We start from the raw sequence: 19,522 nt of genomic DNA, 5'->3' as shown, positions 1-19,522 counted from the left end.
ATGGATTATGTTTATGGATTAGGTGTTTGGGGTTTGTTTTGTGCAGTTAAAATGCTGTTGTTGTTTTTTGTCAAGCAAAGCAGCCAGCTAAAGTCATGGACGCTACTTGTTGTGTGGGTAAAAACGCAATGCGGCTATGCTGATGACAGATTGTCGAGACGATTGATTGCAAATCTGTGAAAATCGCATAACCAAATTAAATATTCGATTCATTAAACAGAGGTGTTACATGCAGTCCACTGCTCCCGATTACATCAAACATGCAGGTCTGCTTGCCTGGGTTGCCAAAGTGGCCGAGCTGACACAGCCGGATGCTATCCACTGGGTAGATGGCTCCGAACAGGAAAATGCTTTGCTGCTGGAGCAGATGGTCGCGGCCGGTACGCTGACTCGCCTCAACCCGGAAAAGCGGCCTAATAGCTATGCTGCTTTTTCTGATCCGTCCGACGTGGCGCGCGTGGAAGATCGCACCTATGTCTGTGCCGCAAATAAGGCAGATGCAGGCCCGAACAATAACTGGATGGATCCGGATGAAATGCGCGGCACACTGCAAGGCTTGTTTGCCGGCTGCATGCGTGGCCGTACCTTGTATGTGATTCCATTCAGCATGGGGCCGCTGGGCTCGCCTATTGCGCATGTCGGAATCGAGCTGACCGATTCGCCTTATGTGGTGGCCTCGATGCGCATCATGACGCGCATGGGACGGGCGGTGTACGACGTGCTTGGTGAAAATGGCGACTATGTACCATGCATTCACACCGTTGGTGCACCGCTGGCTGCCGGAGAAGCAGACAAACCATGGCCTTGCAATCCTGATACCAAGTACATCGTCCACTTCCCCGAGACGCGCGAGATCTGGTCCTATGGCTCGGGTTATGGCGGCAATGCTCTTCTGGGCAAGAAGTGCTTTGCGCTGCGCATTGCCTCCACCATGGGGCGTGACCAGGGCTGGCTGGCCGAACATATGCTGATTCTGGGTGTGGAAAGCCCCAAGGGTGAAAAGTCTTATGTGGCAGCCGCATTCCCCAGCGCCTGCGGCAAAACCAACTTTGCCATGCTGATTCCGCCGGCGGCTTATCAGGGCTGGAAAGTCACCACGGTAGGGGATGATATTGCATGGATCAAGCCGGGTAGCGATGGCAAGCTGTATGCCATCAATCCGGAAAACGGTTACTTCGGCGTGGCACCTGGCACCTCGGTCAAGTCCAATCCTAACGCCATGGCCATGTTGCAGCAGAATGTAATCTTTACCAATGTCGCGCTGACCGATGATGGGGATGTGTGGTGGGAAGGCATGAGCAAGGATGTCCCTGCGCATCTGACCGACTGGCAGGGCCAGGATTGGACGCCGGAAATCGCCAAGGCGACCGGACGCAAGGCTGCCCATCCCAATTCGCGCTTTACCGTTTCCGCCACCCAGTGCCCTTCGCTGGACCCAGCGTGGACTGATGCCGCTGGTGTACCTATCTCGGCCTTTATCTTTGGCGGCCGCCGCTCGTCTACCGTACCGTTGGTGTTTGAAGCGACGGGCTGGAGCGAGGGGGTCTATATGGCGGCAACCATGGGGTCGGAGACTACGGCCGCTGCCATGGGCGCACAAGGCCAGACCCGACGCGATCCTTTCGCCATGCTGCCTTTCTGTGGTTACCACATGGGGGATTACTTCAACCATTGGCTGAAGGTGGGGAGCAAACTGGAGCAGGCGCCGGCTATTTTCTGTGTGAACTGGTTCCGCGTGGATGAAAACGGCCGTTTCCTGTGGCCAGGCTTCGGTGAAAATATGCGGGTACTGGAATGGATCGTCGGTCGGGTGCAAGGAACCGCCAAGGCCGAGAAAAGCGTACTGGGCTGGATGCCAAGCTATGACGATCTGGACTGGAGCGGTCTGGATGAAGTCAGCCGCGAGCAGTTTACCGATCTGATGAAGTTGGATACCGAGGCTTGGCGTAAGGAGGTTGCGGCGCATGGTGACTGGCTGGCCAAACTGGCCGACAGGTTGCCAGCGAGTCTGGCCGAGCAGCGTGTCCGTTTGAGCGCGGTTCTTGAGGGCTGATTTTCATCCGTGCAAGGCGGATTTAATGTCATGCTTTAATATGATTTTCGTCTAAATCCAACAGCCCGGCAGGCGAGACTTGCCGGGCTGTTTTGCTGGTTTTTCGAATGTTTATCCGGTTTTGCCGATGATAATGCGCGGTCTTTCCGTGGTATCAAGCCTGGGCTGACTTGGCGGCTCTTTGCATCGGCTTGCAAGAAGGCCATTTTCTTCTTGCTATAAAATCTGCGTGCTTTTGTTTGGTACCAGCATAATTTTTTGATGCCAAGTCGTCGGGTTGGTGGGGTGGAAATTGCTGGATTTAGGCTCTTTGCGGATTTTGAGTTTTAAATTATTAAATTATCTGCATTTTTATACCAAAATAGGTATCGATTTGTTATTTTTTGGTCTTGTTTTGTCGTTGATGCGACATGGGGCTTCTTCATTTCGACAACTACGATTAGAATTGCGCGGTTTGTTCGGAGGCATGAAAAAGTGGCATATAAGCAGGAAGTTATTCAGCAAATCAACGCGGTCAACCGCGCTGTTGCTGTTTTCTTTGTCGCGCCACTGCTGCCCGAGCAGACATATTATTTTTTAAAAAAGCTCCTGATTATTCAGGAGCTTTTTTTTCATCTAATAACATCAAAACGACAGGAACAGGAGCCATACCATGACAAATACGCTCTACCGCAAACACATTATCTCTATTCCGGACTTTACCCGTCAGGAGCTGGAGCTTGTCGTGGAAACCGCAGGCCGGCTTAAGCGCGAGCCGCGTAATGATCTCTTGCAAGGCAAACTGATTGCCAGCTGCTTCTTCGAGCCATCCACCCGTACCCGCTTGTCGTTTGAAACGGCAGTCCAGCGCCTGGGCGGCAATATCATCGGCTTTGCCGATGGCGGCAATACCTCGGCCAAGAAGGGTGAAACCCTGGCCGACTCGCTGAAGATCATCGGCGACTATAGCGATGCAGTCGTGATGCGCCATCCGAAAGAAGGCGCAGCCCGTCTGGCCAGTGAATTTTCTCCGGTACCCATCATTAATGGTGGCGACGGCTCCAACCAGCACCCGACCCAGACCCTGCTTGACCTGTTTTCTATCTATGAAACCCAAGGTACGCTGGAAAATCTGACCGTTGCTTTTGTCGGTGACCTCAAATATGGCCGCACCGTGCATTCGCTGACCCAGGCGCTATCGCTGTTCAATGCCAATTTCTATTTTGTGGCGCCGGAAGCCTTGGCCATGCCGGACTACATCTGCGAAGAGCTGGATGAAAAGGGTATCAAGTACACCCTGGTCAGCAGCCTGGAAGAGGTCATTCCGGAAATCGATGTGCTTTATATGACCCGTGTGCAGCGCGAGCGTTTTGATGAAGCCGAGTTCAAGAAGATTCAGGGTCAGTTCATTCTCAAGGCCGATATGCTGAAGCAGGCGCGTGAAAACATGAAAATCCTGCATCCCCTACCGCGCGTCGACGAGATTGCGGTCGATGTGGATGCCACGCCTCATGCCTATTACTTCCAGCAGGCCAAGAACGGGGTGTATGCGCGTCAGGCGCTGTTGTCCCTCGTGCTGAACGAAACCGTCTGATAAAACCGGATACAAGGAAGGATTCACCATGCAATACACGCGCACCGTAGAAGCACTGAAAGAAGGCACCGTAATCGACCATCTGCCTGCCGGGCAGGGCCTGAAAATCCTGCGCCTGTTCCGTCTGGCCGACACTGGCGAGCGGGTCACTGTCGGTTTGAACCTGATCAGCCGCCATATGGGCAACAAGGACATCATCAAGGTCGAGAATGTGGCACTGACCGCAGAGCAGGCCAACGAACTGGCATTGTTTGCGCCGCAGGCAACGGTCAACGTGATCGAAAACTTCGATGTTGTCAGAAAGCACAAGCTGGTGTTGCCGGAAACGATCGAAGGTATTTTCGCCTGCCCGAACTCGAACTGCATTTCCCACAACGAGCCGGTTAGCAGCTTTTTTTATGTCAAAGAACATAAAAATGACACAAAGATGCGCTGCAAGTATTGCGAAAAGGTGTTCAGTAAGGATATCGTTGCCGAAGTGCGCTAAGTCGTACGAAGGGTAATAGAGGGAAGCATGACATAAAGCACCGCGTTTGACGGTGCGTCAAAATACAGAAGACGCCACGGTAAACCGTGGCGTCTTTATGTTTGCGCCGCTTGAATCAGGCAGCCTGACGCGGGTGTTTTGTTGCCAGCACACTCGCCTGCAGCGCCGTGATTTTGGCATCAGCTGCCTGATAGTTGCGCTGTTTGATATGACCGAAGCCGCGGATGGCATCGAAACTGCGCACCAGTTCGCAGGCTTGTTCCAGATTGTTGGCGTTCAGTAAAGGCAGCAGGGTTCTGATCTGCTGCTCGAAACGGGCAATCAGCAGGCGCTCGAGTTTCCGGTCTGCTTGCCAGCCAAACGGGTCAAAGGCGGTATGACGCAAAAACTTTAGTCTGGCCAGCCATTTCATCGCCGTCAGCATCCAGGGTCCGAAGGCCCGCTTGCTATGGCGCTTTCCGCTTAGCCATGATGGTGCCAGCTGAAAGACCAGCCGGTAGTTTCCGTCAAAGGTGGCGGCAAGCTGCGCCATAAAATCGCCATCGCTGTATAGCCGTGCCACCTCGTATTCATCCTTGTAGGCCAATAGTCTGGCGTAGCTGTGCGCGACGGCCAGTGCCAGGCGCGTGCTGGCCGGATTGGCACGCGTTTCCGTCTGTTGCACCTGCTCGACTAGCGCGCGGTAGCGTACGGCCAGCGCTTCATTCTGGTAGGCGGTGAGCAGGGCGCTGCGTTGCTGCACGACATGTGCCACGGTTTCACGTGAAACAAAGGCCACCACACTGCCCGGGTTCAGCATCTTGTCCAGCATGGCCGGCTGATGGGCGGCATGGCGCCCCCACTGGAAAGCCTGCTGGTTAAAGCCAACTGCCGCACCATTGATGCGGATAGCCTCCAGAATGGCCGCGGCACTCAAGGGCACCAGGCCTTGTTGCCAGGCATAACCCAGCATGAACATATTGCTGGCAATCGCGTCGCCTAATAGCCGGGTCGCATGACCGGTGGCATTGATCTCGAAATAGCGTCCGGCTCCAACCGATTCGACGATGGCATCCTTCATGGCTCGGGCGGGGAAGGCTTGATCAGGATGGGTCAGAAAAGCACTGGTTTGTGTCTCGTTGCTATTGATGACGGCGTAACTGAAGCCGCTACGCATCTTGGCCAGTGTTTCTTCTGCGGCACTGACGACCAGATCGCAGCCCAATACCAGATTGGCATCGCCGGCGGCGATGCGCACGGCGTGCAATGCCTGTTGCGAGCGGGCGATGCGCACATGCGACCAGACCGAACCGCCTTTTTGTGCCAGCCCGGCCATATCCAGCACGGTAATTCCTTTGCCGTCCAGATAGGCGGCCATGCCCAGAACCTGGCCGATGGTGACGACACCGGTGCCGCCTATGCCGGTAATTACGATGCCGTAGGGGCTATCCAGCGCCGGTAGCACGGGTTCGGGCAGCGCCGGCAAGCGGCTGATATCGAACTGTCTGGCGGCAGGTTTTTTCAGTTGGCCGCCTTCGATGGTGACAAAGCTGGGGCAGAAGCCTTCCAGACAGCTGTAGTCCTTATTGCAGCTGGACTGATCGATAACCCGTTTTCGTCCCAGCGGGGTTTCGATGGGCATGACTGACAGACAGCCGGATTTCTCGCCACAGTCGCCGCAGCCCTCGCATACCTGCTGGTTGATAAACACACGCCGTGCCGGATCGGGGTAGAGGCCGCGCTTGCGACGCCGGCGCTTTTCCGCCGCACAGGTCTGGTCGTGAATCAGGATGGTGACGCCGGCAGTGGCACGCAGTTCAAGTTGCAGACGTTCGATCTCGCGGCGGTGGAATACTTCTACGCCGGGTGCCAGCGTATCGATCAGGCCATGTGCCGCATGATATTTTTCCGGTTCATCGCTGGTGATTACGATACGTGCCACGCCTTCGGCCGCCAGTTGGCGCGTAATCAGGGGGACATCCAGCTTGCCGTCCACATGCTGGCCGCCCGTCATGGCTACGGCGTCGTTATACAGAATCTTGTAGGTGATATTGACGTTGCCGGCGACGGCCGCACGTATCGCCATCAACCCGCTGTGAAAATAGGTGCCATCGCCCATATTGGCAAAGACGTGTGCGGTGCTGGTAAAGGGAGCTTGCCCAAGCCAGGCGACGCCTTCGCCACCCATCTGGCTGAAGGTCTTGGTATGTGGCTCGATCCAGGTCGCCATATAGTGGCAACCGATACCACCCAGTGCACGGCTACCGTCCGGCACCCTGGTGCTGGTATTGTGCGGGCAACCCGAACAATAGTGTGGCACGCGCGCCAAGCTTGCGCGCGGCCTGACCAGCTGGGCTTCTTTTTCCCGGTAAAACTGCAGACGCTGGTGGATAAGCGGACTGTCCACGATGTTGGCGAGGCGGCTGGCGATGGCGCGTGCAATCATGGCCGGTGTCAGCTCGCCAGCGGCAGGCAGCAGCCAGTCGCCATGGGGCAAGGCCCATTCGCCTTTCTCCGCAAATTTGCCCACCACGCGCGGGCGTACATCTTCACGCCAGTTGTACAGCTGCTCTTTCAACTGGTACTCGATGATCTGGCGCTTCTCTTCAACCACTAAAATCTCGTCCAGCCCTTCGGCAAAGTGACGCACGCCTTCCGGCTCCAGCGGCCACACCATGCCGACCTTGAAAATGCGCAGGCCGATCGCGGCTGCGAGGCTCTCGTCTATGCCCAGATCGTCCAGCGCCTGCATTACATCGAGATAGCTCTTGCCGGTCGTGATGATGCCCAGCCGTGCATTAGGCGAGTCCAGCGTGGTGTGGTTAAGCTGATTGGCGCGCGCATAAGCCAGTGCTGCATACAGGCGCTCATGCAGCACGCGCTTTTCCTGTGCCAGTGGCGGGTCGGGCCAGCGGATATTGAGGCCACCTTCGGGCAGCGGGAAGTCGTCGGGAATGACCGGCTGCAAGCGCTCGGGTGACACATCGACGATGGCGCTGCTTTCTATGGTGTCGGTGATGGCCTTGAGTGCCACCCAGCAGCCGCAGTAGCGGCTCATGGCCCAGCCATGCAGGCCGAAGTCGAGGACTTCCTGCACGCCGGACGGGCTGAGTACCGGAATCATGCTGGCAGCGAGAATATGGTCGGACTGGTGCGGAAAGGTCGATGATTTGGCTGCATGGTCATCACCACACACCAGCAGCACACCGCCCTGTGCACTGCTGCCGGCCACATTGCCGTGTTTGAGTACATCACCGGAGCGGTCGACGCCGGGTCCCTTGCCATACCACAGGGAATAGACACCATCGACTTTGGCGCCCTCGAACAGGCCTAGTTGCTGGGTGCCCCATACCGCCGTCGCAGCGAGGTCTTCGTTCAGACCGGCGTGAAACACCACCTGATGTGCCTGCAAATGGCCGGCTGCCGCCTGCATGGCGAGGTCGACATTACCTAGGGGCGAGCCGCGGTAACCGGTGACATAGCCGGCGGTATTAAGGCCGGCCTGCCGGTCGCGCAACTGCTGCATCATAGGCAGGCGCACCAGCGCCTGAATGCCGTTCATCAGCACCTGACCATTCAGGATGGTGTATTTGTCTTCCAGCGAAGTCTGGCGGATGGACATGGATGCTCCTTGACGATGGGCGCTTGTGGCGCAGTGGGCGGCGCAGATGATCTTGTGGATCGTGCTTTAGTTGTAGCGTCTGCATTGCCATCCATCAGCAAGATAGATAAGCCGGAAATAAAGGGCAAAAGGCTTGACGTTTATCTCCGGGCTTTGTGGTCTGTACGCCAGTGCAACATAGTTGGCCAGCGTCGGTTTAACCGATATCCATATGTGTTAATGTGGTTTCCTCTGCTGAAACCCGATTGCCTGCCATGACTACCCTTTCTTCTGCCAGTACCCGTCAGGGACTGGTTTTTGCTGCTGGCGCCTACCTGTGCTGGGGCTTGTTTCCCTTGTACTGGAAACCGCTGCACGAAGTGCCGGCCTTACAGATTCTGGCCCATCGCATCGTCTGGTCGGCCTTGCTGCTGACCCTGATTCTGGCGATACGCGGGCAATGGGGCTGGCTTGCCGAATCGCTGCGCGACAAGCGGCGTATGGCTTTGCTGGCCGTTTCCGCCACCATGTTGTCGTGCAATTGGCTGGTGTATATCTGGGCGGTGACGCATAACCGGGTGATCGAGGCCAGTCTGGGGTATTTCATCAATCCGCTGGTCAATGTTCTGCTCGGATGGCTGGTGCTGGGGGAAAGGTTGACGCGACTGCAGAGTATCGCGGTCGCGTTGTCGGCGTTGGGGGTTGCCTGGTTGACGTTCAGCGTGGGCACGCTGCCATGGATTGCGCTGGTGCTGGCAGTGTCTTTCGGCATTTATGGCTTGTTGCGCAAGACCGCACACCTGCCGTCGCTGGAAGGACTGGCACTGGAAACCTGGCTATTGTTTCCGCTGGCCTTAGGGGCTTTGCTGTGGTTTGAAGCGCAAGGAGAAGGGGTGTTTGGTCACGCCGCCAGCGGGATCAATCTGCTGCTGATTGGCGCCGGTATCGTGACGACTATCCCGTTGCTCTTGTTTGGTGCCGGCGCGCGGCGCTTGCCGATGACTACGTTGGGCCTGCTGCAATACCTGTCGCCGACCATACAGTTTTTGCTGGGGGTCTGGCTGTATCACGAGCCTTTTTCCGGCACGCGTCTGATTGGTTACGGCCTGATCTGGAGCGCCTTGCTGCTGTATTCCGGCGTCAGCCTGTTCGGCGCACTGCGTACGCGCCGCACCTGAATCAGCGGTTGCTGCGTACCCAGCCAAGCCACTGGGTAAACAGGGCCGGGTTGATGGCGGCAATGGCCGAGCGTGTCCAGAGCGGCCCCTGCCAGTAGTCGTCATCGTCCAGCGTGGCGATGCAACCGCCGGCCTCCTGCAGGATGAGGGCACCGGCAGCGTAGTCCCATAGCCGCTGGCCGCCATGCAGATAGATATCGTAGCGGCCGCTGGCCAGATAGCACCAGTCCAGCGTGCTGGAGCCCATATTGCGCTGGCTGGCACAGGGCGCCACGCTGTGTATACGCGAGGCCAGACGCACCGAACGCAGATATTTGATGTCTATGCTGGCGATGGCGTCACTGATGGGTTTGGCGGTCTGCTTGAGCGGCAGGCGACTGCCGTTCAGATAGGCACCCAGTTTGCGGCGCGCGTAGAACATTTCGTCGGCCACCGGGTTATAGATCACGCCGATTTCGCTTTTTCCGTGGCGCATCAGCGCCACCGATACGGCAAAATAAGGCAGGCCGTTGACGAAGTTGGTGGTGCCATCTATCGGGTCGACCACCCACAAGCCATCCTGGTTTTCCTGCCACAAGGCATCCTGTTCCGCCGGACTCATTTCTTCGCCCAGTACCGGATAGGGCAGGATTTGCGGCAGCAGACTGGACAGCGCCTGCTGGCAGGCAAGGTCGGCCTCGGTAAACAGCGTACCGTCATCCTTGCGGCTGGCTCCCACATGCAGGAAGCGCGGCATGACTTCGGTTTGTGCGACTTCGCGCACGGCACTGATCACCTGATCGACAACATGCATACTGGCGGCCTTTTGCTGGATGCCGGTCAAACACCGGCCGAACGCTATAATAGCGAACTCATTATATTGCGGTGCGGATAAAATATCCGTTCCGCCTGCTTATCTCGGGATGACCCAATAATGCCAAGGTTTTACGTCGACACGCCACTTTTATCCGATCAGGAATTTTCATTGCCGGAGGAAGTGGTGCGCCATATCCAGGTTTTGCGCTTGCAGGCAGGAGACAGCATCACCTTGTTCAACGGCCAGGGCGGCGAATATCCGGCAACTTTGCTGATGCTGGGCAAGCGCGATGCGCGCTGCATGATCGGCCCCCATTTGCCTGCCGACTGCGAAAGTCCGGTATGGCTGGGCTTGGCGCAAGCCATATCGGCCGGGGACAAAATGGAGTTTACCCTGCAAAAGGGGGTGGAAATGGGGGTCAGCGTATTTCAGCCGCTATCTACCGAGCGCTCCATCGTCCGTCTGTCGGGCGACCGCGCGCAAAAACGCATTGAACGCTGGCAGGAAATCGTGGTGTCGGCGTGCGAGCAGTGCGGCCGCAATACCATTCCTGAAGTCCGCCCTATTCTGACGCTGAAAGAATGGCTGGCGCGCCCGCCCGAAGCCGATGCCCGTCTGATCCTGTCGCCACTGGGCGAGCGCAAGCTGGCTGATCTCGCGTGTGCACCGCAAAAACTATGGCTGATGGCCGGGCCCGAAGGCGGATTTTCCGGACAGGAAGAACAGGCAGCACTGGCATCCGGCTGGACGCCTTTGCGTCTGGGGCCGCGCGTGCTGCGTACGGAAACCGCCGCACTGGCTGCGGTGGCGGCGGTACAGACGCGCTGGGGAGATTACTGCTGAGGCTCAGACTTCGCGGTAAACCAGATTGCCTGAAAACAGCAGTTCTCTGTCGCTAAGCTGGGCATGGCTGGCACCGGGCTGGATACGGTCGAACACGAAGCGGCGTGCACCGCATTGCAAGGTGGCCGGGATGGGCGCGTTTTCGTAGCGGCCGACAATTTCTTCCGATGGTACCGGCTCTACCCCTGCCGGCAGCGATACGCCTTGTGCTGCCGGTAGTTCCAGCTCCCAGTCCTGGGCATCTTTTTCAGGCAGTTTGGCCGGGGCCGCCTGACGCAGCCATAACAGCAGCAGCCATTGCGGCAGCAGGGCCTTATGCACGCGCTTGTCGTCGGTGATCACGCAGCTCACCTTGAACTCGGTGTTGCAGCCCGGGCAGCGCGCCAGCGCGACGATAAACAGACGGTCTTGAACCATGACAGCCTCACCTGCCATATTGTCTGCTGCGACCAGTTGCTGGCACTGCGGACAATGTTTGGCAAAACGGCTGATCGAGTTGCCATTGTTGAAGCGGATAGGTAAGTAGCGTGCGATAGGTCCGGACATGCGATGACGTTGCCTGTGGTAAGTAGCGCCGTCATTATACGTCAGCCCGCAAGGTGATTGCGCCTGGCGTGTGCTATATGGCAAGACTGCTGTTTAAAACTTCAGGTGCAGGGCACGGAACAGATGCGCCAGCGTCCAGGCCGGGCCTATCAGCAAAAATTGCACATCCTTGAAGAAGGAAGGCTTCTTGCCCTCTATCTTGTGGCCGATAAACTGACCTATCCAGGCCAGCACAAAGACCAGCAGCGACAGTGGCAAGACCGGAATGCCAAACGCGGGCAGCCAGGCCAGTAGCCCTAGCATGGCACCACACATAAGACCCATCGCCAGCGCCATGCGCCAGGATAGCCGCGCATAAAACAGCAGACCCAGTGCCAGCAGGACATAGGCCGGATTAATGGGGGCAGGAATGGACGAGACCAGTCCGAATACGGCAAACACGATGGCGGGTACACATAGCTTGTGGATGGCGATATTGGTCGGGTGGCGGTGGCTATCACCATAGTCGTCCAGCCATTGCGTCAAAGTCATGCCTGATCTCCGTCTTTTTATTCCAAGACAATAGCTTTCGCCGTCCAGGATTGGCAAGGCGTTTGATATGGAACAAACCTGCGGCTATTGGCAATAGGGCATTGCATCGTCCATCGTTAGAATAAGAAAACCCTACTATGGACATTGCTGTGAACCAGACCGCCAAGCCCCGTTTCCAGTGCATCAAGGAACATATCCTGGATGGCATCCATCGCCAGCTGTATTTGCCCGGCTGCAAAATCCCGTCCGAGCTTGATCTGGCAAGGGATTTTGCTGTGTCGCGCATGACGGTAAACAAAGCTTTGCGCGAACTGAGCGATGAAGGGGTCTTGCTGCGTTTTGCCGGCGATGGCACTTATGTGGCGGAAAACAAGGTGGCCGCGCCTTTACTGGACGTCAATAATATCCGGCAGGAAATCCATACCCGCGGTCATCATTATGTGGCGGATGTCGTCAGCCTGTGTGCGCTGGCAGCAGATCAGGAAACGGCGCAATATCTCGAAGTCGAGCCCGGGACGCGTCTTTACTATTCGCTGATCGTGCACCGTGAGGACGGATTGGCGGTGCAACTGGAAGAGCGTTTTGTACATCCGCACTGGGTGCCGGATTATCTGGCGCAGGATTTCAGCAGCGAGACGCCGAACAGTTATTTGCGGCGTAGCGCGAGCCTGACCGAAATAGAGCATGCCATTTCTGCAGTCATGCCGGGTCTGCGGGAGCAGAGCTTGCTGGCGCTTAATGCCAACGAGCCTTGCTTACTGGTACAGCGCCACAGCCATTCTCACAAGAATCTGGTGAGCTTTACCCGGCTGTGGCATCCCGGGCACCGTTACAGCCTGCACTCGCGCGTGCTGCTGGACAGCTAGTCGTTATAAAAAAAGGCCACAACCGCAAGCGGTGTGGCCTTTTGTCTATTTTTCAGAGGCTTACTTGCCGCTGATGCTCTTGCCGTAGCTGGCGGCTGCGGCTTCCATTTTCGGCAGCAGCGCTTTTTGTGCGGACTGCATTACATCGGCGGCGGCACGGTCAATGACTGCGCCATTGGACTGCAGCCATTTCTGGCCGGCAGGCGTTTTGACGAAGGCGGTAATCTGCTTGATCTCGGCGGTGGTAAAGGCGGAGCCGTAGCTGTTTACCAGAGCCTGTTCGAATTGTTGCTTGGTCGCATTGGAGTCGAAGTAGTCCTTCACCAGCTTCATCTGGCCATCGCCATAGGCTTTCAGACCATCTTGTGCTTTTTTCTGCTGTTCAGCGGTCAGCTCGATCTTGTTGTCGACCAGGTATTTTTGCAGCAGTGGGCCAGCGCTGGTGGCGGCGCGTTGAGCCAGCATAGGCAGCATGCCGTTGATGCGGGTTGCGCTGATCAGTTCCTTGACCGCGGCCGTATCGGCTGCAGGCGCGGCCTGAACCATCATGGGTACAGCCAGAAGCAGGGCGGACAGCAGACCGGCGATGCGGCGTTGAGCGAACATGAGGTTTCCTTTTCAATTAAGCCAGGTGCACAGGGAAAGCAGTTTGGCATTTGCTGTGCTTTTGGTCAAAGGCATGTGCAAATGCTTATTTTTCCATTGAAGCAGCTATTGTGGTGTATTGCCCGTATTCAATAGGCAGTACTGTTAAAACTTGGGGTCGGTTAGTTGCTACGCTGTCTGGTACAGGGTGGCTACGCTATGTTAAGTTAGTCGATTGTATACAAAACACCACAGCTCAAGGCTGCACTTACACGCAAGGACACACACACTATGTTTGCAGCAGAAATCTATAGCGCCCGTCGTGCCCGGCTGGCGGATGCCGGCCTGTCCGGTCTGGTGGTATTGCTGGGCAATGTCGATGCGCCGATGAATTACGCGCATAACCCCTACCACTTCGTGCAGGACGGTAGCTTCCGTTATTTCTTCGGTCTGGATATGCAGGGTCTGGCCGGCGTGCTCGATCTGGATCAGGGCGAGGTCGCGCTGTATGGCGACGAGCCTGAGGTCGCGGACATTGTGTGGACCGGCCCCTTGCCGGCGCTGAGCGCGCGTGCGGCCGATGTCGGTGTCGGCATCACCCGGCCTTATGCCCAGCTGGCAACGGCGATACATGCGGCGCAGGTAGCCGGCCGTCCGGTGCACTATCTGCAGCCTTACCGTGGCGAAACGGTGCTGGAGCTGGCACGCCTGCTCGAATGCAGCAGCGATACCATCAAGCCTGGTTTTTCCGTGGCGCTGACCCATGCCGTGGTGGCCCTGCGTGAAATCAAGCAGGATGTCGAAATCGCCGAAATGGAAGCGGCGCTGGCGGTGACGCGCGAGATGCATATCGCGGCCATGCGTGCGGCACGCCCCGGTGCTTTCGAGTATCAGGCGGTCGGTGCCATGGAAGGCATTATGCGCAGCCAGGATCTGCATCTGGCCTACCCGTCCATTTTCTCGCGTCGCGGCGAAGTGCTGCATAACGAGCACTACAAGGGTCAGCTGCAAGCCGGCGATCTGGCGTTGAACGATACCGGCTGTACCTCGGCCGGCGGCTACGCCAGCGATATCACCCGCACCATTCCGGTGGGCGGGCGCTTTAGCGACAGCCAGCGTGCCATTTACGAGATCGTGCTGGAAATGCAGGAAAGCGTGATCGCCGCACTGCGCCCGGGCGTGCGTTATCTCGATATGCACAAGCTGGCGGCACGGGTGATGGTCGAAAGAATGACGGCGCTGGGCTTTTTCCATGGCGATGCGGCGGAAATCGTCGAGTCGGGCGCTTATGCCATTGCCTTCCCGCATGGCCTGGGCCACCAGATCGGGCTGGATGTGCACGATATGGAAGCGCTGGGTGAAGATCTGGTCGGCTACGGCGAAGGGCTGGTGCGCAGCGAGCTGTTCGGTCTGGGTTATCTGCGTCTGGCCAAATCGCTCAAGGCCGGCATGGTGCTGACCGTCGAGCCCGGTATTTACTTTATCCCGGCACTGATCGAAGCCTGGCAGGCCGAAGGCCGCCACGCCGGTCTGATCAACTACGCCCGCTTCCTGGAGTACCGCGATTTCGGCGGCATCCGTCTGGAAGACAATGTGTTGATTACGGCCGATGGCAGCCGCACTCTGGGCGAGCCTATCCCCAAGACTGTGGCCGAAGTCGAAGCGGTGATGGCCGCTTAAACCGGATGCAATGTTGCATGAAAGCCGCCTGCGGGCGGTTTTTTTGCGTCTGCTGTCCGGCCTGCTTGCGCTTGGCTCGGCTTGCTCCTAGCTTGTCAGCATCCGTACAAAGAGAGAGTCATCATGAGTCGGGATGTCAGAATTCGTCTGGCCGAATCACAGGATATCGATGCCATCCTGCCGCTGTTTACTGCCTACCGGGTGTTTTACGGCCTGGAACCGCGCATGGCAGACAGCTGGGCCTATCTGGCGGCGCGGCTGGCGGATGGCTCGGCCATGGTCTTGCTGGCCGAGGACGAGGAGGGCGAAGGGCTGGGGCTGGTGTTGATGTATCCGGGGTTTGATTCGCTGGCGCTGGCACCAAGCTGGCTATTGTCCGACCTGTTTGTCGAGCCGGAAGCGCGCGGCCACGGCATTGCACTGGCCTTGATGCAGGCGGCGCATGCTCTGGCCGCCGAGCGCGGTGCCGACAGCATGCTGCTGGAAACCGCGCATGACAATCTGGCGGCACAGGCGCTGTACCGCAAGCTGGGCTATGTGCGCGACAGCGTGTTCGGGCGCTATGCGCTCAAGCTGGCCCGGACGGATTGAGCGCCGAATTAGCCTGCGGCCAGTCGAACAGGCGCACCAGCGCACTGACATTGTCGCGGCCGAAGCCGCGGGCCTGGGCAATGGCCAGCACCTGATGGACGGCCTGGCTGGTGGGCAGTTCGGCCTCCAGTACGCCTGCCGCCTCCAGCAGATAGCGGAAATCCTTTTCGAGCAGATCCAGCGATAGCTGCGGCGCAAAGTTGCGTGCCAGCATCAGCCGGGCGCTGGCACAGACTGCAGGGCTGGCGATGGGGGTGGAGCTGATGATGTCCAGTGCCCGGTCGGGGTCGACGCCGGCCTTGGCCAGAAAGCCGAGAATCTCGGCCATGGCGGTCATCTGCGTACCCAGCAGCGCATTGAGCGTCAGCTTAAGCTGCGCGCCCTGACCATTGCCGCCTACATGATGCACCACGCTGCCCATGGTCTTGAGTATGGGGCGGGCGCGGCGGAAGGCGCTTTCCTGGCCGCCGACCAGATATACCAGCTGGCCTGTCTCGGCCTGACTGCGCGAGCCGGAGACGGGAGCATCCAGAAAGTTGGCACTGCCCAGCGCCTGAGACAACTCGTGTATCCACGCGGATGACAGCGTGCCGGATTCTATCGCCAGCACATCATCGCCCAGGGCGGCCAGTGCGCCGGTTTTGGCGTCCAGCCACACTGCACGCGAGGCCGTGTCGTCGCTAAGCATGGTAATCACCACATCGGCATCCTTGACCGCCGCACGCGGCGTCTCGGCCATATGGGCGCCATGGTGTGCCAGCAGGCGGCGCTGCTCATCTGACCGGTCCCATACTGTCAGCGGGTAACCCGCCATCGCCAGCCGTCCGGCCATGCGCGAGCCCATGCCGCCCAGGCCGAGAAATGCGATTCTGCTCATTGTTCCGTTCCCCTGTTTTCAGCCGGCCAGTGCCGGGTTCAGGCTGTAACTGCCGGTCAGGCTGGCGCTGGCCAGCGTGTGGCGGGCGATCGCCGCCCGCACCGTCGCGCCGTCCGCGCGCTCGCCCAAACCGAGGCTGGGGGTGTCGAGCGCATACAGGGTGAACACATAGTGGTGCAGCCGGGCATCGTTCCATGGCGGGCACGGGCCGTCATAGCCGTAGTAGTCGCCAGCCATGTCGGGGTTGCCGGCATTCCAGCCGGTGTAGTCATTGATGCCGTGACGCATGCCGCCCGGTGCAGCCGGCCCCGCCTTGCCGCCTACGGTCACGCCACGGCTATGGCTGCCTTCGGCAATGTCGTGGGTGGTCGCCGGGATATCCAGTAGCAGCCAGTGGAAAAAATCGGTACGCGGCAGATCGGCCGCGATGGTGCGCCCCTCTATGTTGACATCGGTGCCTACGCTGGGCACATCCGGGTCATGGCACACCAGCGCAAACGAGCGGGTGCCTGCCGGTTCGCCTTGCCAGCGCAGATGCGGGTTGAGGTTGTCGGACAGAGCGATATGGCCGCTTGTTGCCGGTACGGCGAAGGCGTAGCTGCCGGGAATACGCGCACTATCCTGAAAACTGTCGCTAAAGAGTTGCATGAAGGTCTCCTTGAGAATTCAGCCTTGCGGCACAGATGGCTCGTTGAACAGGGTTTTGTAGGCGTACGCCAGCTGAAGACCCAAGGGCATGGCGGAATAACGGCGGATGGCGCGGATAACGCGCCCCAGCGCCTGCTCGGCCTCGCCCTCGTCGGCCGAGTATTGGCACATCGGCGCGACAATGATGCGGTTGGCCAGCGTCAGCGCATCCAGCAGCATGGGCGTAAACAGCGTACTCATTCCGGCTCCATTCGCAGCGGGCCCACTTTGCGGGCAATGAGTACCAGTCTAGACGCTGGCGCCACGCTTCACTGGCGCGATGGCGTCAGAACGGGCGTGGCCGTTTGCTGTTGGGGCCGCCCAGCTTGAAGTTGTCGTCCAGCACGCCATAGGCTAGCGGCGCCATGGTTTGCAGCGCCTCTGCTTGCGGCAGGCCGGCAAAAACCAGCTCGGGGTCAAGCAGATGCAGCGCGCGCCGTGCCGCAGTACACAGGCCGACGGCAATATCAAAATCGGCGCTGCTCAGCACCTTGCTGTTGCGCAGCTTCTTGGCGTAAACGCGACACATCTGGGCATATTTATAGGCAGGTTCGCGCGCCTCGAAACCGCCGTCCGTCTCGAACCCGTCAAAGGCCGAGATCACGGCATGGCAGGCGGCTTGTGCGCGCTCGAAGCGCTTGAGTGTCGCGGCCTGCATGGCCGCATCGGGTTGGGTGGAGCTTTTCTTTTTGCCGGCCATGGTACGGCCCTCGCTGAATAAGATGGATAGGGCGCGATTGTAGTCGATGGTGGCCCTGCTCAGGAAACCGCGCCAGCAGGTTTGCCTATTGCGGCAGACTGTCCCACCATGACCGCATGTGGCATACCCTGACCAACTTCGGCGACTCTGCCGTAATGATTCCCGCCGCGCTGGCCATCGGCCTGTGGCTGGCCCTGCGCCGCACATGGAGCCAGTTCCTCGCCTGGTGGCTATTGCTGGGCGCAGGCAGCCTGCTGGTGTTGTCCAGCAAGTTGGCCTTTATCGGCTGGGGCATAGGTATCCCGGCCATCCGTTTTACCGGTTTCAGCGGCCATGCCTTTATGTCGGCCTCTATCCTGCCGGTGCTGGGTTATCTGCTGCTGGAAGGCTATCGATCCGGCCTTGGGCGTGCCGGAGTTCTGCTAGGTATGGGCGCGGCGCTGGCGGTAGCCGTTTCACGGGTGGTGGTCGGAGCGCATTCCCCGTCTGAGGTGATCAGTGGTTGTGCGCTGGGCCTGTGGGTCTCCATCCTGTTTCTGCGTATGCAGGGTAAGAGCGGCCGGCCGCAGCAGACCAGCCTGATTATCGCAGTCTGCCTGCTGGTGGCTGCCGGTGCGCTGCTCGGCCTGCGCGCCCCTTCGCAGGACTTTATCACCCAGCTGGCGCTTTATCTGTCCGGCCGTGCGCCTGCTAGCTGGTAGCGTCGGGAGCTTGGGTTCAATGCGAAATAGGGGGCAAAGCAGGATTAGCGTGGCAGGTGTGGCGAGATCAGCTTCAGGTAGAGCAGGGCACCGATCTGTGCGCCCAGTAGCGGACCCAGTACCGGTACCCACCAGTAATCGCTGGCACGTCCACCGTTGAAAGCGACAGCGTCCCAGCCGGCGAGTGCAATGAATAGCCGCGGACCCAAGTCGCGCGCCGGATTCATCGCAAAGCCGGTCAGGGGGCCGAACGAGGCTCCAATCACGGCAACCAGCAGACCAATCAGCAAGGCACCGGCAAAGCCGCGCGATGGGCCGTTACGCGGGTCGGTCAGCGCCAGAATGCCGGTCATCAGGATCGCGGTAATAACGGTCTCAACCAGCAGGGCTTGCACATTGCCAAGACTGGCATGGGCGAAGGTGGTGAAGATGGCGGCACTGGCCACGCTTTGCGGTGTGCCGCGGATAATCCCGTGTGTACTTTCCCAGCCGGCCAGCAATGGTGCATAGAGAGCCAGAACAAGGGCTGCCGCGCAGAAGGCTCCCGCACACTGTGCGAAGATGTAGGGCAGGGCTCGCCGGCGCTCGAAGCCGGCCCATGCCGTCAGCGCCAGTGTTACCGCCGGATTCAGGTGCGCACCGGATACACCCGCGACGACATAGACCGCCAGCGCGACGCCCAGTCCCCAGGTTAGAGAAATTTCCCACTGGCCGAAATTGGCCCCCGACAGTTGCATGCCGGCAACGGCGCCCACTCCAAACAGAATCAGCAGTGCCGTGCCAATAAACTCGGCCAGACAGGCTCCGGCGAGGCTGGGGCCTGCCGCTGGTGTCGGCAGGGTATCCGCCATATGTATCGTTTCCTTTATCGAATATTGCGGCACGATCAGACTGTCTCTATTGCCGGTGCCGGGCTGCGGGCAAGACAGCGCAGATGCCGTACGGCGTATGCCAGGAACAGCAGCCAGAGCGTACCCATCAACATACCGTATGGCAGACCGGGGCCGCCAACAGTGGCAAAGCCCAGTGGCGAGAACGTCAGGTACATTGATATCAGCAGGCAGACGAGTAGCACGCTGGTCAGCTTGGCATAGCGCCATGGGCGCAGGTGTGCCGGCAATTGTTCGCCATCGGCCAGACGGAAGTCGATTGTGCCTGCCCGGCCATGGCGCGGCCAGAACCAGCCACAGCCAGCGAGAATGACTGCATGCAGGGCAAACATCATGCCCATGATGTGGACGAAGTTGA

General features: G+C 58.7%; 20 protein-coding genes. 9 read left to right on the top strand and 11 right to left on the bottom strand.

What is annotated here, in order from left to right; translation table 11 throughout:
* Nucleotides 1–229 precede the first annotated feature (229 nt).
* The 3 genes from EGI20_RS06515 (at nucleotide 230) to pyrI (ending at nucleotide 4,113) form a co-directional block, all read left to right on the top strand.
* Nucleotides 230–2,053, top strand: coding sequence for a phosphoenolpyruvate carboxykinase (GTP) (locus EGI20_RS06515; protein WP_498630647.1), 1,824 nt, complete (start codon nucleotides 230–232; stop codon nucleotides 2,051–2,053).
* Nucleotides 2,054–2,705: 652 nt separating this feature from the next.
* Complete coding sequence (gene pyrB, locus EGI20_RS06510) at nucleotides 2,706–3,626, top strand: aspartate carbamoyltransferase (RefSeq protein WP_498630645.1); 921 nt, start codon at nucleotides 2,706–2,708, stop codon at nucleotides 3,624–3,626.
* A 28-nt stretch (nucleotides 3,627–3,654) separates the two neighbouring features.
* Nucleotides 3,655–4,113, top strand: coding sequence for an aspartate carbamoyltransferase regulatory subunit (gene pyrI, locus EGI20_RS06505; protein ID WP_124735546.1), 459 nt, complete (start codon nucleotides 3,655–3,657; stop codon nucleotides 4,111–4,113).
* Between the two features lie 115 nt (nucleotides 4,114–4,228).
* On the opposite strand, the gene EGI20_RS06500 is transcribed toward pyrI, so the two are convergent.
* Entirely contained in the window at nucleotides 4,229–7,714 is a 3,486-nt protein-coding gene (locus tag EGI20_RS06500) for an indolepyruvate ferredoxin oxidoreductase family protein (RefSeq protein ID WP_498630643.1), read from the bottom strand.
* Between the two features lie 254 nt (nucleotides 7,715–7,968).
* Between EGI20_RS06500 and rarD the strand changes: the two genes are divergently transcribed.
* Nucleotides 7,969–8,871 (top strand): EamA family transporter RarD, encoded by a 903-nt coding sequence (rarD, locus tag EGI20_RS06495; RefSeq protein ID WP_498630641.1) that lies wholly within the window; start codon nucleotides 7,969–7,971, stop codon nucleotides 8,869–8,871.
* A gap of 1 nt (nucleotide 8,872) precedes the next feature.
* On the opposite strand, the gene EGI20_RS06490 is transcribed toward rarD, so the two are convergent.
* On the bottom strand, nucleotides 8,873–9,664 hold the full coding sequence (locus EGI20_RS06490) for an inositol monophosphatase family protein (RefSeq protein ID WP_124735549.1): 792 nt from the start codon (nucleotides 9,662–9,664) through the stop codon (nucleotides 8,873–8,875).
* Between the two features lie 120 nt (nucleotides 9,665–9,784).
* Here EGI20_RS06490 and EGI20_RS06485 point away from each other — a divergent pair, with 120 nt between their 5' ends.
* Nucleotides 9,785–10,510 (top strand): 16S rRNA (uracil(1498)-N(3))-methyltransferase, encoded by a 726-nt coding sequence (locus EGI20_RS06485; RefSeq protein WP_498630639.1) that lies wholly within the window; start codon nucleotides 9,785–9,787, stop codon nucleotides 10,508–10,510.
* A 3-nt stretch (nucleotides 10,511–10,513) separates the two neighbouring features.
* Here EGI20_RS06485 and EGI20_RS06480 read toward each other — a convergent pair whose 3' ends face one another.
* Together EGI20_RS06480 and EGI20_RS06475 are read right to left on the bottom strand one after the other, a co-directional pair.
* The gene (locus tag EGI20_RS06480; protein ID WP_498630637.1) at nucleotides 10,514–11,056 is read right to left on the bottom strand and encodes a hypothetical protein; all 543 of its coding nucleotides are present in this window, start codon (nucleotides 11,054–11,056) and stop codon (nucleotides 10,514–10,516) included.
* A 93-nt stretch (nucleotides 11,057–11,149) separates the two neighbouring features.
* Nucleotides 11,150–11,587, bottom strand: a complete 438-nt coding sequence (locus EGI20_RS06475) for an Mpo1 family 2-hydroxy fatty acid dioxygenase (protein ID WP_498630636.1) — start codon at nucleotides 11,585–11,587, stop codon at nucleotides 11,150–11,152.
* Between the two features lie 137 nt (nucleotides 11,588–11,724).
* On the opposite strand from EGI20_RS06475, the gene hutC reads away from it, so the two are divergent.
* Nucleotides 11,725–12,453 (top strand): histidine utilization transcriptional repressor HutC, encoded by a 729-nt coding sequence (hutC, locus tag EGI20_RS06470; protein WP_498630634.1) that lies wholly within the window; start codon nucleotides 11,725–11,727, stop codon nucleotides 12,451–12,453.
* 60 nt (nucleotides 12,454–12,513) lie between these two features.
* Here hutC and EGI20_RS06465 read toward each other — a convergent pair whose 3' ends face one another.
* Nucleotides 12,514–13,059: a DUF2059 domain-containing protein gene (locus EGI20_RS06465; protein ID WP_124735554.1), complete on the bottom strand. Its 546-nt coding sequence runs from the start codon at nucleotides 13,057–13,059 to the stop codon at nucleotides 12,514–12,516.
* A gap of 270 nt (nucleotides 13,060–13,329) precedes the next feature.
* On the opposite strand from EGI20_RS06465, the gene EGI20_RS06460 reads away from it, so the two are divergent.
* Both EGI20_RS06460 and EGI20_RS06455 read left to right on the top strand, forming a co-directional pair.
* Complete coding sequence (locus EGI20_RS06460; RefSeq protein ID WP_498630632.1) at nucleotides 13,330–14,718, top strand: aminopeptidase P family protein; 1,389 nt, start codon at nucleotides 13,330–13,332, stop codon at nucleotides 14,716–14,718.
* Nucleotides 14,719–14,841: 123 nt separating this feature from the next.
* Nucleotides 14,842–15,309: a GNAT family N-acetyltransferase gene (locus tag EGI20_RS06455; RefSeq protein WP_498630630.1), complete on the top strand. Its 468-nt coding sequence runs from the start codon at nucleotides 14,842–14,844 to the stop codon at nucleotides 15,307–15,309.
* On the opposite strand, the gene EGI20_RS06450 is transcribed toward EGI20_RS06455, so the two are convergent.
* From EGI20_RS06450 to EGI20_RS06435, 4 genes are all read right to left on the bottom strand, one after another.
* Complete coding sequence (locus tag EGI20_RS06450) at nucleotides 15,287–16,186, bottom strand: NAD(P)-dependent oxidoreductase (protein ID WP_498630628.1); 900 nt, start codon at nucleotides 16,184–16,186, stop codon at nucleotides 15,287–15,289. The genes EGI20_RS06455 and EGI20_RS06450 overlap by 23 nt on opposite strands.
* A gap of 18 nt (nucleotides 16,187–16,204) precedes the next feature.
* Nucleotides 16,205–16,834, bottom strand: a complete 630-nt coding sequence (locus EGI20_RS06445; protein WP_498630626.1) for a YbhB/YbcL family Raf kinase inhibitor-like protein — start codon at nucleotides 16,832–16,834, stop codon at nucleotides 16,205–16,207.
* 18 nt (nucleotides 16,835–16,852) lie between these two features.
* The gene (locus EGI20_RS06440) at nucleotides 16,853–17,074 is read right to left on the bottom strand and encodes a hypothetical protein (protein WP_498630624.1); all 222 of its coding nucleotides are present in this window, start codon (nucleotides 17,072–17,074) and stop codon (nucleotides 16,853–16,855) included.
* Between the two features lie 85 nt (nucleotides 17,075–17,159).
* Nucleotides 17,160–17,573: a hypothetical protein gene (locus EGI20_RS06435; RefSeq protein WP_498630622.1), complete on the bottom strand. Its 414-nt coding sequence runs from the start codon at nucleotides 17,571–17,573 to the stop codon at nucleotides 17,160–17,162.
* Nucleotides 17,574–17,689: 116 nt separating this feature from the next.
* Between EGI20_RS06435 and EGI20_RS06430 the strand changes: the two genes are divergently transcribed.
* The gene (locus EGI20_RS06430; protein WP_498630620.1) at nucleotides 17,690–18,274 is read left to right on the top strand and encodes a phosphatase PAP2 family protein; all 585 of its coding nucleotides are present in this window, start codon (nucleotides 17,690–17,692) and stop codon (nucleotides 18,272–18,274) included.
* Nucleotides 18,275–18,318: 44 nt separating this feature from the next.
* Here the strand turns inward: EGI20_RS06430 and EGI20_RS06425 are convergent, their stop codons facing one another.
* Nucleotides 18,319–19,125: an MIP/aquaporin family protein gene (locus tag EGI20_RS06425; protein WP_498630508.1), complete on the bottom strand. Its 807-nt coding sequence runs from the start codon at nucleotides 19,123–19,125 to the stop codon at nucleotides 18,319–18,321.
* 35 nt (nucleotides 19,126–19,160) lie between these two features.
* On the bottom strand, nucleotides 19,161–19,522 hold a 362-nt coding region (locus EGI20_RS06420; protein ID WP_498630618.1), incomplete at its 5' end, for a hypothetical protein.

This window comes from Aquitalea sp. S1-19, from assembly GCF_024343515.1.
This window is presented reverse-complemented; position numbering and strand designations above follow the sequence as displayed.